The following is a 14,142-nucleotide window of genomic DNA, read 5'->3' as shown; positions in this document are numbered from 1 at the left end:
ATGCACCTGTCACCACGTTCGGGTCGGTCTCGTGTGCCCCCGCACGTCCGGTGGGTGCGGTCGACGCGCTGCGTCGACGCCTGGTGCCGGTACCAGCAGCGGGGGAAGTCGTACTGGTCGCCATGATCCCCATGGTACGGGGAAGCGGGTCCGGGAACCGGGATTCGCGCACCCTGTGTCCTCACCGCGAACGCCGCGGGGGCACCCACCGATCGGTGGATGCCCCCGCGTCGCCTGCCCGGGCGGCAGGACCGGCCTCGGCCGGTGCGACTCGGATCAGTCGAGCAGCTCGTAGGCCGGGATGGTGAGGAAGTCGTGGTACTCCTCGGCCGTCGCCATGCGGGCGAAGAGGTCCTTCGAGGTGCCCCACTGCGCGGCACCGCCGGGCAGCGAGTCGACCTCCTCGTCGATCAGCCGGTCGACGAGCTCCTTGGTCACGGCCTCCCCGGTGTCGGTGAGGGTGACGCCGAAATGGAGCCACTGCCACACCTGCGAGCGGGAGATCTCCGCGGTCGCGGCGTCCTCCATGAGCCCGTTGATCGCGGCCGCGCCGTTGCCGCTGAGCCACGCCCCGACGTACTGGATGCCCACGGAGATGTTCGCGCGCAGACCGGCCTCGGTGATCTCACCGGGGGTGTCCTTGACCGACAGGAGGTCGGCGGCGGTGACGGCGACGTCCTCGCGGGTCTTGTCGATCTGGTTGGGGCTGTCGCCGAGCACCTTGGTGAACTCGGCGCGGCAGGCCTCGACCATTCCGGGATGGGCGACCCACGAGCCGTCGAAGCCGTCGTTCGCCTCGCGCGACTTGTCCTTCTCCACCTGGTCGAAGGCCTTGGTGTTGGCGGCCTCGTCCTTGGAGGGGATGAACGCGCTCATGCCGCCGATCGCGTGGGCACCGCGCTTGTGGCAGGTGCGCACGAGGAGCTCGGTGTAGGCGCGCATGAACGGCACGGTCATGGTGACCTGGGCGCGGTCGGGGAGGATCCAGTCCTCGCCCTTGGCACGGTGGGTCTTGATGACGGAGAAGATGTAGTCCCAGCGGCCGGCGTTGAGGCCGGCGGAGTGCTCGCGGAGCTCGTAGAGGATCTCCTCCATCTCGAACGCCGCCGGGTAGGTCTCGATGAGGCAGGTGGCGCGGATGGTGCCGCGCGGGATCCCGAGCGCCTCCTGCGCATGGATGAACACGTCGTTCCACAGGCGCGCCTCGAGGTGCGACTCCATCTTGGGCAGGTAGAAGTAGGGGCCGCGGCCCTTCTCGATCTGCACCTTGCCGGCGGTCGCGAGGTAGAGGGCGAAGTCGACGAGCGATCCCGAGGCGATCTCGCCGTCGATCCGCATGTGCTTCTCCTCGAGGTGCCAGCCGCGGGGGCGGACCACGATGGTCGGCAGCTCCTCGTCCGGGCGCAGCGTGTACTCCTTGCCCTGCTCGGACACGAAGTCGATCTCCCGGTTGAGGGAGTCGAGCAGGTTGACCTGGCCGCCGAGCACGGAGTCCCAGGCCGGGGTGTTCGCGTCCTCCTGGTCGGCGAGCCACACCTTGGCCCCGGAGTTGAGCGCGTTGATCGTCATCTTGCGGTAGGTCGGGCCGGTGACCTCGACGCGGCGGTCCTCGAGGCCGGGGGCGGGCGGTGCCACCTTCCACGAGTCGTCCTCGCGGATCGCCTTCGTCTCCTCGAGGAAGTCGAGCTCCTCGCCGGCGTCGAGGCGGGCCTGGCGGTCCTTGCGGGCGGCGAGGCGCTCCTGGCGGGTGCCGGCGAAGGCGCGGTGCAGCGAGACGATGAGCTGCAGGGCGTCGGGGGTGAGGACGGACAGGTGCTCCGGCTTGATCTCGCCGGTGATCTCGAGGCCGTCGGGCAGGTCGATCGGGGTCGTGGTCATGAGGGACTCCTCAGTGTCGGGTGCGGGTGCGGTCTGGAGCGGGTGGCGGGATGGACTGTGGCGGACGGATGGCCCGGTGCGGTGCGGTGGGCCGGGTCAGGCCGTCGCCGGAGGTTCGGCCCCGAGCCGTTCGAGCACGGCCGCGGCGATCACCGCATCCTCGTCGGGCTTGCCGCCGGCGACGCCGAGGCCGCCGACGAGGGTGCCGTCGAACACGAGCGGCACCCCGCCGGCGATGCTCGTGAGCAGGCCGCCGGTGCCGTGCTCGAGCTTCTGCGCGAGCTCGGGGTTCATGAGCGCGCTGGGCCGGCGGGTGGAGGCGGCGGTGTTCGCCTTGCGCCGGCTCGTCTCGACGCTGTGCGGCGTCATGCCGTCGGCGCGGCCGTAGGCGACGAGCCCGAGGGCGGGATCGACGATCGTCGCGCAGGCGCGCACACCGACCCTCTCCCCCTCCTCGATCGTCAGCGCGACGGCACGGGCGGCGGTGTCGTGGGTGATGACGGGAACGGTGGTGTAGACCGGGGCGGTCGTATCGGAGGTCATTCAGCGTCCTTCCTGGGCTTCGAAGACGGTGCCCGGATTGAGGATGCCCTGCGGGTCGAGGGCGTTCTTGATGCGGTGGTTGAGCTCGAGGACGTCCGGACCCAGGTAGTCGCCGAGCCACGGCCGCTTGAGGCGACCCACCCCGTGCTCGCCGGTGATCGTGCCGCCGAGCGAGACCGCGAGGTCGATGATCTCGCCATAGGCCACGTGCGCGCGCTCGCGCTGCGCGTCGTCGGTGGGGTCGAACACGACGAGCGGGTGGGTGTTGCCGTCCCCGGCGTGGGCCATGACGGCGACGAGCACCTCGCGCCTGCGGCTGATCTCCTCGATGCCGGAGACGAGGCGCCCGAGCTCGGGCAGAGGCACGCCGCAGTCCTCGAGGAGGATCGTGCCCTTCTTCTCCACCGCGGGGATCGCGATGCGCCGGGCGGCGATGAATGCCTGGCCCTCGTCGGGGTCGTCCGTGTGATAGCACTCGGTGGCGTTGTTCGCCTCGCACACCTCGGCGATGGTCTCGATCTCGTGCTGGGCGTAGCCGGCCGGCTCGTCGGACTGCACGATGAGCATCGCGGCGGCCTCCCGGTCGAGGCCCATCCGGGTCTCGTCCTCGACCGCGTTGATCGTCGGGCGGTCCATGAACTCGAGCATCGAGGGGCGCATCTGCTGGGTGATGCCGAGCACCGCACGAGTGGCGTCGTCGAGGGTCCGGAAGGTCGCGACGAGGGTGTTCGGATTGCGCTTGATGTGGATGAGGCGCAGGGTCACCTCGGTGATGATGCCGAGCGTGCCCTCGCTGCCGACGAAGAGCTTCGTCAGGGACAGCCCGGCGACGTCCTTGAGGCGCGGCCCGCCGAGCGTGACGAGGCGGCCGTCGGAGAGCACGACCTTCATCCCGAGCACGTAGTCGGTGGTCACGCCGTACTTCACGCAGCACAGACCGCCGGCGTTCGTCGCGATGTTCCCGCCGATCGAGCAGAACTCGAAGGAGGCCGGGTCCGGCGGGTACCACAGTCCCTGCTCCGCGGCCGCGTCCTTGACCTCGGCGTTGATGGCGCCGGGCTGGGCGACGGCGGTGAGGGTGAGCGGGTCGATCCGGATCTCCCGCATCCGCTCGACGGAGAGCACGATCGCACCGTTCTGCGCGGTGGATCCGCCGGACAGCCCCGAACCGGCTCCGCGCGGCACCACCGGGGTGTTCGTCGCGGCCGCGAAGCGCACGGCGGCCTGGACGTCCTCGGTGCAGGTGGCGCGGACGACCGCGAGCGGCATGCCCGCGTCGGGGTCGTTGGCGCGGTCCCAGCGATAGGCCTCCATCTTCACGGGGTCGGTGATGACCGCCCCGTCGGGCAGCTGGGCGGCGAGCTCCTCGAGCGTCTGTGCAGTGGTCGTGGCGTCCACGGTGGTCATGGCTTCCGTCCTTCCCGGGCCGCGGGCCGCGCGGCCGAGTATGAGGTGCGACACCTTCGTCACTCGCAATCTACTCCTTTGAGAATGAAATCGCGATTCCGCACTGTGAAATCAGTTTCCGAAGCCCGGTCTCATTTCGAGAACGTTTTTCTGCCCTGCGGAAGCACGGCCTCCCGAATCGCCGGGGATCGCTCACATCCGGCTCCCCGCGAAGCACTCATCGAACGCTTGCACAGTGCTGCGGCATGCTCTACTGTCACCGTGATTGGAATCACACCTCGCTCGGGCACCGCCGCCTCGCGGGGACGTGCCGACCCGACACTTCATGCGGCTCCCCCGCAGACAGGAATGACATGGACAACCTCTTCGTCGCGGCGCTGCTCGCGCTCCTCCCGATCATCGTGGCCGGCGTGCTGCTGCTCGGCTTCCGAATGCCCGCGGCGATCGCCATGCCCATCAGCCTCGTCGTCGCGGCCGCGGTCGCGTTCTTCGCCTGGCAGATCGACCTCGTGACCATCGGCGCCTCGATCGTGCAGGGCATCCTCGTCGCCATCGGCCTGCTGTGGATCGTGTTCGGTGCGCTCGTCATGCTCGCCACCGTGACGAAGTCCGGGGCGATCGACACGATCCGCGCCGGGTTCATCTCCGTGTCCGCCGACCGCCGCGTCCAGGTCATCATCGTCGCCTGGCTGTTCGGCAGCTTCATCGAGGGCGCGGCCGGATTCGGCGCACCCGCCGCGGTCGTCGCTCCGCTCATGCTCGCCCTCGGCTTCCCCGCGATCGCCGCGGTGATGTTCGGCCTCATCATCCAGTCGACCCCGGTGAGCTTCGGCGCGGTCGGCACCCCCATGCTCACCGGCATCGGCAACGGCCTGGCCGATGAGACCGGTGCGATGTCGGCCGATGTCGCCGAGCGCGCCGGCGTGCTCGGCCTCGATCAGCTCGGCTTCGTCGCGCACACCGCCGGCCAGGTCGCGCTCATCCACGCGATCTGCGGCATCCTGATCCCGCTCACCCTGTGCTGCTTCATGACCGGGTTCTTCGGCAGCCGCCGCCGGTTCGCTGACGGGCTCGCCGTCGCACCCTTCGCGATCTTCGCCGCCTTCGCAATGATCGTCCCCTACCTCCTCGTCGCAACCTTCCTCGGCCCGGAGTTCCCCTCGATGATCGGCGGTCTCGTCGGCCTCCTCATCGTCGTGCCCGCCGCCCGCGCCGGTTTCCTCACCCCCAAGGACACCTGGGAGTTCGCGCCGCGCTACCGCTGGCCCGAGCGCTGGATGGGAACGGTCAGCCCAGCCGCGGAGGCCTCGCACCTCAAGAAGCGGATGCCGCTCGTGCAGGCCTGGGCGCCGTACCTCATCGTCGTCGTCCTCCTCCTCATCACCCGCAACATCCCGGCGGTCAAGGCATTCCTCACCGGCCCCGCCGTCATCAAGGTCGAGGGCATCTTCGGCACCCCGATCAACCAGAACATGGACCTGATCTACTCGCCGGGTGCGCTCTTCGTCCTCGCCTCGCTCATCACCATCGCGCTCCACCGCATGAGCGGCCGCCAGGTCGCCGCCGCGTGGAAGCTCGCCGGCGGGCAGATCGCGGGTGCGGCCGTCGCACTCCTGTGCTCGGTCCCGATGGTCCGGGTGTTCATCAACTCGGGCCCGGACTACAACGCTGCGGGCATGGATTCGATGCCGGTGACGCTCGCGTCGGCGGCGGCAGAGACGCTCGGTCACAACTGGCCGCTCGCCGCACCCTTCGTCGGGGCGCTCGGCGCGTTCGTCGCGGGGTCGAACACCGTGTCCAACCTCATGTTCTCGCAGTTCCAGTTCACCACCGGCGTGAATATCGGTGCGTCCTCGCCGGAGACCGTCGTTGCCGCGCAGGCGGTGGGCGGTGCGGCCGGCAACATGGTCGCGGTCCACAACGTCGTCGCCGCCGCCGCGACCGTCGGCCTGCTCGGTCGCGAGGGCGACATCATCCGCAAGACGATCATCCCGATGGCCGTCTACTGCCTCACGGCGGGATCGATCGCCTACATGATGGTATTCGGGCCCGGCCTCAACATCGGCACGATCATGTTCGCGCTCATCCTCATCGGCCTCGCAGTGACGTTCGTCCTGCTCTCCCGCTCCAGCGGCCGGGACAACGACGAGCTGCTCCCGGTCGACGAGGAGCAGGAGCGCGCGGCCGCCGAGGTCCCGGCCGGCTCCCTCGCCGCGGATCCGCACGCCAATCGTACGGGCGACCGCGCCACCGATGGGGACGACCGCCCCGGCGGCACCGGGCCCGCCGGCCGCCGCTGAACCGTGTCCTCGCCCCAGCGCGTCCAATCGGTCGACCGCACCCTCGACGTCCTCGAAGCCCTCGCGGACGCCGGGGGTGCGGCGCGGAGCAAGGATCTCGCCACGGCGATCCGGCTCCCGGTGCCCACGGTGCACCGGATCCTCGGCACGCTCGCCGCGCGCGGGATCGTGCTCCAGCTCGCCGACCGGAGCTATTCGCTCGGGCCCCGGCTGGTGCGCCTCGGCGCCGTCGCCGCGCACCAGACGGGCGCGGAGGCCCAGCCGCTCCTCGCGGAGCTCGCGGAGTCGCTCGGGGAGACCGTCAACCTCGCATTCTTCACCCGCGACTCCATGACCTACGTGGCCCAGGCCGCCTCGCCGCGCTCGATGCGGATGTTCACCGAGGTCGGCCGCCGCGTGCCGCTGCACAACACCGGGGTCGGCAAAGCGGTGCTCGCCGCGCTGCCGGTCGAGGAGGCCCGCGGACTGCTCGCCCTCCCGCCGGTGGACGGCGGCCCGGCCCCCGATGTCGGGGCGCTGCTCGGCGAGATCGCACGCGCCCGCGAGGTGGGCTACGCCGTCGACGACGAAGAGCAGGAGGTCGGGGTGCGCTGCCTCGCGGTCGCCGTCCCCGGCGGACCGGCACCGGCCGGGCTGTCGGTGTCCGGGCCGTCCTCCCGGCTCACCCCGCAGACCTTCGCCGAGGTCGCCCGCGCCCTCAGCGCGACCGCCGCCGGGCTCGCCGAGCGCTGGCACGCCTACGACCGGGGCTGAACCCGCACGGATGTGAAGAGCCGGCCCACCCCGCGGGGTGGGCCGGCTCTTCACACACTCGGGCGGCGAGCTCCGTGGCGGGCAGTCGGCTCACACGATGACGACCATCGGGACGATCATCGGCTTGCGGCGCAGCTTCGAGGAGATCCAGCGGCCGAGCGTGCGGCGGATGACCTGCTGCAGCCGGTGCTCGTCCTTGGTCCCGCTCGCGAGAGCGTCCTTGACCGCGGATTCGATCTTCGGGCGGATCGAGTCGAACACCGCGTCGCTCTCCGCGACGCCGCGCGTGTGCACGATCGGGCCGGCGAGGATCTCCCCGCGCTTGGAGTCGACGGTCATGAATACGGACACGAAGCCCTCGTCGGCGAGCGTGCGCCGGTCGCGGAGGTCCGCCTCGGTCACCTCGCCCACCGAGGAGCCGTCGACGAACACGTATTCGCAGTCCACGGCGCCGACGACCTCGGCGCGCCCGTCCTTGAGGTCGACGACCCAGCCGTCGTCGGCGAGCACGACGTGATCCTCGGGCACCCCGGTGTCCATTGCGAGCTGCGCGTTGGCGAGCATGTGGCGCCATTCGCCGTGGACCGGCATGACGCCGCGCGGCTTGACGATGTTGTAGCAGTAGAGGAGCTCGCCGGCCGAGGCGTGCCCGGACACGTGGACCTTGGCGTTGCCCTTGTGGATGACGTTCGCCCCGAGCTTCATGAGCCCGTTGATGACGCGGAACACGGCGTTCTCGTTGCCCGGGATGAGCGAGGAGGCGAGGATGACGGTGTCGCCCTCCCCCACCTGGATCCGGTGGCTGCCGGCGGCCATCCGGGACAGGGCGGCCATCGGCTCGCCCTGCGAGCCGGTGCACATGAGCACGACCTGGTCGTCGGGCAGCTTGTCGACGTCCTTGAGGTCGATGAGCACGCCGTGGGGCACGTGGAGGTAGCCGAGGTCCTGGGCGATCTTCATGTTGCGGACCATCGAGCGGCCGACGAGAGCGACCTTGCGGCCGTGGGCGTTCGCCGCCTCGAGCACCTGCTGGACGCGGTGGACGTGCGAAGCGAAGGAGGCGACGATGATGCGCCGCTCCGCGGTGCCGAACAGGGTCTCGAGGACCGGGCCGATGTTCTTCTCCGGCGAGGTGAAGCCGGGCACGTCCGCGTTCGTCGAATCGGTGAGGAACAGGTCGATGCCCTCCTCGCCCAGTCGGGCGAAGGCGCGCAGGTCGGTGATCCGGCGGTCGAGCGGCAGCTGATCCATCTTGAAGTCGCCGGTGTGGAGCACGGTTCCGGCGCCGGTCCGGATGCACACGGCGAGCGCGTCGGGGATCGAGTGGTTGACGGCGACGAACTCGAGGTCGAACGGGCCGAGCTGGTCGGTGTCGTCCTCCTTGACCACGCGGGTGGTCGCCTTGATCCGGTGCTCCTTGAGCTTCGCCTCGATGAGCGCGAGCGTGAGCACGGAGCCGAGGATCGGGATGTCGGCGCGGCGCTTGAGGAGGTAGGGCACCGCACCGATGTGGTCCTCGTGGCCGTGGGTGAGGACGAGGCCGACGATGTCGTCCATCCGGTCGTCGAGGTAGCTGAAGTCCGGCAGGATGAGGTCGATGCCGGGCTGCTCCTCCTCGGGGAAGAGGACGCCGCAGTCGACGATGAGGATCTTGCCGCGGTACTCGAACACGGTCATGTTGCGGCCGACCTCGCCGAGGCCGCCGAGGGCGACTATGCGCAGCGCCTCCGGATCGACGACGGGCGGTTCACCGGGCTCTGCGAGAAATGTGGTCACTGGAGGTAACCGCTCCTTATCAGTTGAGCGCGCAGGGACTCGACCTGCTCGTCTGCTGCGGGGAGCAGCGGCATGCGAGTGGCGCGGGTGGGAATCACTCCCTGGAGCTCGAGGGCGGCCTTGACGGCCACCACTCCGGGGAGGTGATTCATGATGGCGTCGACGAGGGGCGCGAGCTCCCCGGCGATGCGGCGGGCGGAGTCGAGGTCGTTGTCCCCGACGGCGGCCACCATGGAAGCGAACTTGTCGGCGCTGACGTGGCCGACCACGGAGACGATGCCCACGGCGCCGAACGCCATGAGGGGGAGGTTGAGCGCGTCCTCGCCGGAGTAGTAGACGAGGGAGCTCTCGGTCATCACGCGCTGCGAGGCGACGAGGTCGCCCTTGGCGTCCTTGACCGCGAGGATCCGCGGGTGCTCGGCGAGCCGGAGCAGGGTCTCGGTGTCGATCGGCACCCCGGAGCGGCCCGGGATGTCGTAGAGCATGACCGGCAGCTCGGTGGCGTCGGCGACGGTGCGCATGTGCTCAGCGATCGCGGCCTGCGGCGGCTTCGAGTAGTAGGGGGTGACGACGAGCAGCCCGTGCGCGCCGGCGGCGGCCGCCTGCTGGGCGAGCTCGACGGAGTGCGCAGTGATGTTGGTGCCGACGCCGGCGAGGATCCGGGCGCGATCGCCGACGGCGCCGACCACGGTCTCGAGGAGGCGTCTCTTCTCCCGATCCGTCGTGGTCGGGGATTCCCCGGTGGTGCCGGACACGACGAGCTGGTCGTTGCCGAGGTCCACGAGGTGCTCCGCGGTGGCTTCCACGGCGGCGTAGTCGATGCCGCCGGCGGCGTCGAAGGGGGTGATCATCGCGGTGCCGACGGCACCGAACGCCTCGCGCGCCACGGCCGCGTCGGAATCACTGATCAATGCCATGCGCCCAGTCTAGCGGCTGGGGTCCACGGTCGGGCGGCGGACGCGGCCGCGACGGCGGCTCCCGTAACATCGCTCACAACCTCGGCTAGATTCAGCCTTGCGAACGTTCAGTCGCGTTCAAACGACGCCGACCCGAGGAGCATCCCCGTGACCACCGTCACCGTCGAAGCAGCGGCGCTCGCACTCAGCCGATCGCCGTCGCTGGTCGGCAAGCTGCTGCGCCACGCGCACGAGATCCCCGATGCCGTCGCCATCCGCTATCGCGACGAGGAGACGAGCTGGCGGGAGTGCGCGGACTCGGTGCTCGCGCTCGCCGTCGACTTCCGCCGGCGCGGCATCCGCACCGGCGACCGGGTGGCGGTCCTCACGACCAACCGTCCCGAGTTCCTCCTCACCGCGGCGGCCGCAGCGGCGCTCGGCGCGATCATCGTGCCGATCAACTTCCGGCTCAGCGCCGGGGAGATCGCCTGCATCGTCGACAGCACCGACCCCCAGCTCCTCGTCACCGAGCCGGCGACCGCGGAGCAGGCCCGCGATGCCCCCGCCACCACCGACTCCGCACCGGTGGTGCTCGAGTGCGGGTCCGAGGAGTTCCGCACGGCAGCGACGAGTGCAGACCGGCTCCCGGTCGAGGACCTGTTCGTACCCGCCGGCACGGATGACTTCGTCATCCTCCACACCTCGGGCACCACCGGGAACCCCAAGGGCGCCGTGCTCAGCTGCCTCACCGTGTTCTCCTCCGCGATCCAGAACTCCGCGCGCTGGGGCGTGGAGCCCGGTGGCGGGGTCATCATGCTCGCCCCTCCCCTGTTCCACATCGGCTCCTTCATGTCCTTCCTCAGCGCACTCGCCCGCGGCGCGACGGCCCTCGTCATCCCGAGCGCGGGCTTCGACCCCGCGGCCACGCTCACGACCATGAAGCGCAGCGCGGTGAGCGCGGCCTTCATGGTCCCGCAGCAGTGGCAGCTCCTGTGCGAGGAGATCGAGCGCTCCGGCGGCGAGGGACTGGCGATCACCCATGCGAACTGGGGCGGGGCCCCGGCGAGCGAGAAGCTCCTGCTGCGGATGGCCGAGTGCATGCCTGACGCGGCGATCACCGCGGTGTTCGGGCAGACGGAGACCACCGGAACGGCGGTCAGCCTGCGCTTCGAGGATTCGTTGCGGAAGATCGGGTCAGTCGGGAAGCCGACCGCGGAGACCTCCATCAGGATCGTCGACCCTCAGATGAACGACGTCGGCGTCGACGGATTCATCTACGTCGTCGACCGCCTCAAGGACATGATCATCTCCGGCGGCGAGAACATCTACTGCGCCGAGATCGAGAACGCACTCACCTGGCACCCCCAGATCTCCGAGATCAGCATCGTCGGCAGACCCGACGAGACATGGGGAGAAGTCCCCATCGCCTGCATCGTCCCCAAGAACCCCGACGACCCACCCACACTCGCATCCATCCGCGACTACCTCACCGACCGCCTCGCCAGCTACAAACACCCCAAGGACATCCGCATCCTCGACACCTTCCCCCGCTCCGGGATGGGCAAGATCCAGAAGACCGTGCTCCGCGACACCGTCGCCGGGGGCTGAGTCCCCCGTCCGACACCACCCTGCCGAGCGCCTCGCGGGTTCCCGCATCCGCACCGCACGGCAGGGCTGCGGCCGGTGCGCGCTGTGGCACAATCATCACCATCCGCACCTCCGTCTCACCCGCAGGAGCCCGTGTGCCCGACGCCTCGACAGTGGCCCGCCGCCTGGCACCGGCCGGACGGAACCTCGGCATCGACACCGCCCGCGGGCTGGCGCTGTTCGGCATGATGGTCACCCACGTCCTCACCTTCGTGTCCGCCGAGGGCGCATTCACCCCCGCGGTGTGGTTCGCCGGCCGGTCCTCGGCGCTGTTCGCCGTCCTGGCCGGATTCTCCGTGGTGCTGAGCACGCAGCGCGTCCTCGCCCGGCCGGGTGCCCGCCCGTGGGCCGCCGCCGCGGCCGGCCTCATGCTGCGCGGGCTCCTCATCTCGATCGTCGGCCTGCTGCTCGGCATGGTGACCTCGAGCATCGCCGTCATCCTCGTGTTCTACGGTGTGATGTTCGCCCTCGCCCCGCTCTTCCTCCGTCTGCCCGCGCTCGCGCTCGGCCTGCTCGCACCGCTGTGGATGGCGCTCGCACCCGTGCTGAGCATGGCGCTGCGCCGCGGCCTCGAGCTCGAGACCTCCTACATCGTGCCGACTCCCGGGGACCTCCTCACCCCGCAGTACCTCTTCACCGATCTGCTCCTCACCGGCTACTACCCGGTGCTGCCGTGGATGGGCTACCTGCTGCTCGGGATGTTCCTCGCCCGGCTCGACTGGCGCTCGGTGCGCACTGCGGGCACCGCCGTGATCATCGGGCTCGGCACCGCGCTGCTCGCGAAGGCCGTCTCCTCCCTCCTCCTCACCGCCGGCGGACGGGCCGTGCTCGAGGCGTCCGTCGGCCCGGTCCCGGACCCCGAGCCGGGCTCCCTCGAGTACGCCCTGCAGGCCGGCTCCTACGGGGTGACGCCCACCGACACCTGGTGGTGGCTGGCGATCGCCGGTCCTCACTCGGCCACCCCCTTCGACCTGTTCCACACCTCCGGGGTCGCCGTCGCGGTGCTCGGCCTGTGCGCGCTCGCCGCGATCGCACTGGGGCAGCGCTCCTGGCTGCTCGCCCCGTTCAGCGCCCCCGGCTCGATGCCGTTGACGGTCTACACCGGCCACATCGTGTTCCTCGAGATCAGCCGGCTCGCACCGATGGGCGGCCTGACCGAGCTGTTCGTCCATGTGGGGATCGCGATGCTGTTCGCCCTCGCCTGGCGCGGACTCGCATCACCGCGCGGGCCCCTCGAATGGCCGCTGTCGAGCGCGGTGCGGGCCGTGCAGCGTGCGATCCTCGGCCCCGTTCCGGCGCGCACGGATGACAGGGACATCGCCGTCCACTAGATTCAGGAGCACCGACCGAACGCTCGGTCATCCTGAATGAGGAGACGTCGACGATGACATCTGCAGACCTGGCCGCCCTGTCCTTCAGCCGCTCCGCATCGGTGGTCGCGAAGATCCTCCGCCACGCCCACGAGGTGCCCGATGAGATCGCGGTGAGCTTCCGCGGCCGGGACACGAGCTGGGCGGTGTTCGCCTCGCAGATCCGCCGCACCGCCCAGGACCTGCGCGAACGCGGCGTGGGTCGCGGCGACCGGGTCGCGGTCCTCCTGACGAACCGACCGGAGTTCCTCGTCCTCGTGCAGGCCGCCTCGGCGATCGGCGCGATCATCGTGCCGATCAACTTCCGCCTGTCCTCCGGCGAGGTCGCGTTCATCCTCGACAACGTCACCCCGGACCTCCTGTTCACCGAGGAGTCGCTCGCGGAGCTCGCCGCCGGCGCCGTCGCCGCGGCCACGGCGAGCCCGGAGGTCATCGACTGCGATGCGGTCGACCTGCTCGAGACCGCCGAGCGGGTCGAGCTCGCCGATGCGGAGCTCGTCTCTCCCGCGTCCGGCGACGACTTCGCGATCATGCACACCTCGGGCACCACGGGCAATCCGAAGGGCGCCGTGCTCTCCCACGGGAACATCTTCGCCTGCTCCGCCCAGGTCGCGAACCGCTGGGGCATCAAGAGCGGGCAGGGGGTCGTCATGCTCGCCCCTCCCCTGTTCCACATCGGTGCCTTCCTCGGCTGCCACGGTGCGCTCGCCGGCGGCGGGACCGCTCTCGTCATCCCGAGCGCCGGGTTCGACCCGGCGGAGACGCTGGCGACGATGAAGCGGTTCGCGGTCACCGCGACGTTCATGGTCCCGCAGCAGTGGCAGCTCCTGTGCGAGGAGATCGAGCGCAGCGGCGGCGAGGGGCTGGCGCTCACGCACGCGAACTGGGGCGGGGCCCCGGCGAGCGAGAAGCTCCTCGAGCGGATGAAGGGCGCCCTGCCCGGCGCCGAGGTCAAGGCCGCCTTCGGCCAGACCGAGACGACGGGCTACGGGGTGGGTCTCGAGTTCGAGGATTCGCTCGTCCGGATCGGGTCCGTGGGCAAGCCCACCGACGACACTGCGATCCGGGTGGTCGACCCTCAGATGAACGACGTCGGCGTCGACGAGGTCGGCGAGATCGTCTACCGCGGACCCTGCGTCATGGACCGCTACTGGAACAACGAGACAGCCACCGCCGAAGCCTTCCACGGCGGCTGGTTCCACTCCGGCGACCTCGTCCGCCGCGACGCCGACGGATTCATCTACGTCGTCGACCGCCTCAAGGACATGATCATCTCCGGCGGCGAGAACATCTACTGCGCCGAGATCGAGAACGCACTCACCTGGCACCCCCAGATCTCCGAGATCAGCATCGTCGGCAGACCCGACGAGACATGGGGAGAAGTCCCCATCGCCTGCATCGTCCCCAAAAACCCCGACGACCCACCCACACTCGCATCCGTCCGCGACTACCTCACCGACCGCCTCGCCAGCTACAAACACCCCAAGGACATCCGCATCCTCGACGCCTTCCCCCGCTCCGGGATCGGGAAGATCCAGAAGACCGTGCTCCGCGATCGGGTGCAGTGAGCGG

10 protein-coding genes are annotated in these 14,142 nt (G+C 70.1%); 5 read left to right on the top strand and 5 right to left on the bottom strand.

Annotated features, from left to right (window positions below):
- Window positions 1-276 precede the first annotated feature (276 nt).
- The 3 genes from aceB to AB0I45_RS04295 form a co-directional block, all read right to left on the bottom strand.
- Entirely contained in the window at window positions 277-1,878 is a 1,602-nt protein-coding gene (gene aceB / locus AB0I45_RS04305) for a malate synthase A (RefSeq protein ID WP_137320085.1), read from the bottom strand.
- Window positions 1,879-1,974: 96 nt separating this feature from the next.
- The gene (locus tag AB0I45_RS04300) at window positions 1,975-2,421 is read right to left on the bottom strand and encodes a heme-binding protein (protein WP_247423750.1); all 447 of its coding nucleotides are present in this window, start codon (window positions 2,419-2,421) and stop codon (window positions 1,975-1,977) included.
- Entirely contained in the window at window positions 2,422-3,828 is a 1,407-nt protein-coding gene (locus AB0I45_RS04295) for an FAD-linked oxidase C-terminal domain-containing protein (protein ID WP_360317009.1), read from the bottom strand.
- A gap of 353 nt (window positions 3,829-4,181) precedes the next feature.
- Between AB0I45_RS04295 and AB0I45_RS04290 the strand changes: the two genes are divergently transcribed.
- Together AB0I45_RS04290 and AB0I45_RS04285 are read left to right on the top strand one after the other, a co-directional pair.
- Complete coding sequence (locus AB0I45_RS04290; RefSeq protein ID WP_295688447.1) at window positions 4,182-6,128, top strand: L-lactate permease; 1,947 nt, start codon at window positions 4,182-4,184, stop codon at window positions 6,126-6,128.
- Between the two features lie 3 nt (window positions 6,129-6,131).
- A complete protein-coding gene (locus AB0I45_RS04285; RefSeq protein ID WP_295688445.1) occupies window positions 6,132-6,881 on the top strand; it encodes an IclR family transcriptional regulator in 750 nt (249 codons plus the stop codon).
- A 90-nt stretch (window positions 6,882-6,971) separates the two neighbouring features.
- Here the strand turns inward: AB0I45_RS04285 and AB0I45_RS04280 are convergent, their stop codons facing one another.
- Together AB0I45_RS04280 and dapA are read right to left on the bottom strand one after the other, a co-directional pair.
- Window positions 6,972-8,657 (bottom strand): ribonuclease J, encoded by a 1,686-nt coding sequence (locus AB0I45_RS04280; RefSeq protein WP_295688444.1) that lies wholly within the window; start codon window positions 8,655-8,657, stop codon window positions 6,972-6,974.
- The gene (gene dapA, locus AB0I45_RS04275) at window positions 8,654-9,574 is read right to left on the bottom strand and encodes a 4-hydroxy-tetrahydrodipicolinate synthase (RefSeq protein ID WP_295688442.1); all 921 of its coding nucleotides are present in this window, start codon (window positions 9,572-9,574) and stop codon (window positions 8,654-8,656) included. Before dapA ends, AB0I45_RS04280 begins: the two co-directional genes overlap by 4 nt.
- A 147-nt stretch (window positions 9,575-9,721) precedes the next feature.
- Here dapA and AB0I45_RS04270 point away from each other — a divergent pair, with 147 nt between their 5' ends.
- From AB0I45_RS04270 to AB0I45_RS04260, 3 genes are all read left to right on the top strand, one after another.
- Complete coding sequence (locus AB0I45_RS04270) at window positions 9,722-11,161, top strand: AMP-binding protein (protein ID WP_360317003.1); 1,440 nt, start codon at window positions 9,722-9,724, stop codon at window positions 11,159-11,161.
- Between the two features lie 134 nt (window positions 11,162-11,295).
- Entirely contained in the window at window positions 11,296-12,531 is a 1,236-nt protein-coding gene (locus tag AB0I45_RS04265; protein WP_360317000.1) for a heparan-alpha-glucosaminide N-acetyltransferase domain-containing protein, read from the top strand.
- 53 nt (window positions 12,532-12,584) lie between these two features.
- Window positions 12,585-14,138, top strand: coding sequence for an AMP-binding protein (locus AB0I45_RS04260; RefSeq protein WP_360316997.1), 1,554 nt, complete (start codon window positions 12,585-12,587; stop codon window positions 14,136-14,138).
- Window positions 14,139-14,142 lie beyond the last annotated feature (4 nt).

The sequence above is a fragment of the Brevibacterium sp. NPDC049920 genome (genome assembly GCF_040656435.1).
Lineage (GTDB): Bacteria > Actinomycetota > Actinomycetes > Actinomycetales > Brevibacteriaceae > Brevibacterium > Brevibacterium pityocampae.
This window is presented reverse-complemented; position numbering and strand designations above follow the sequence as displayed.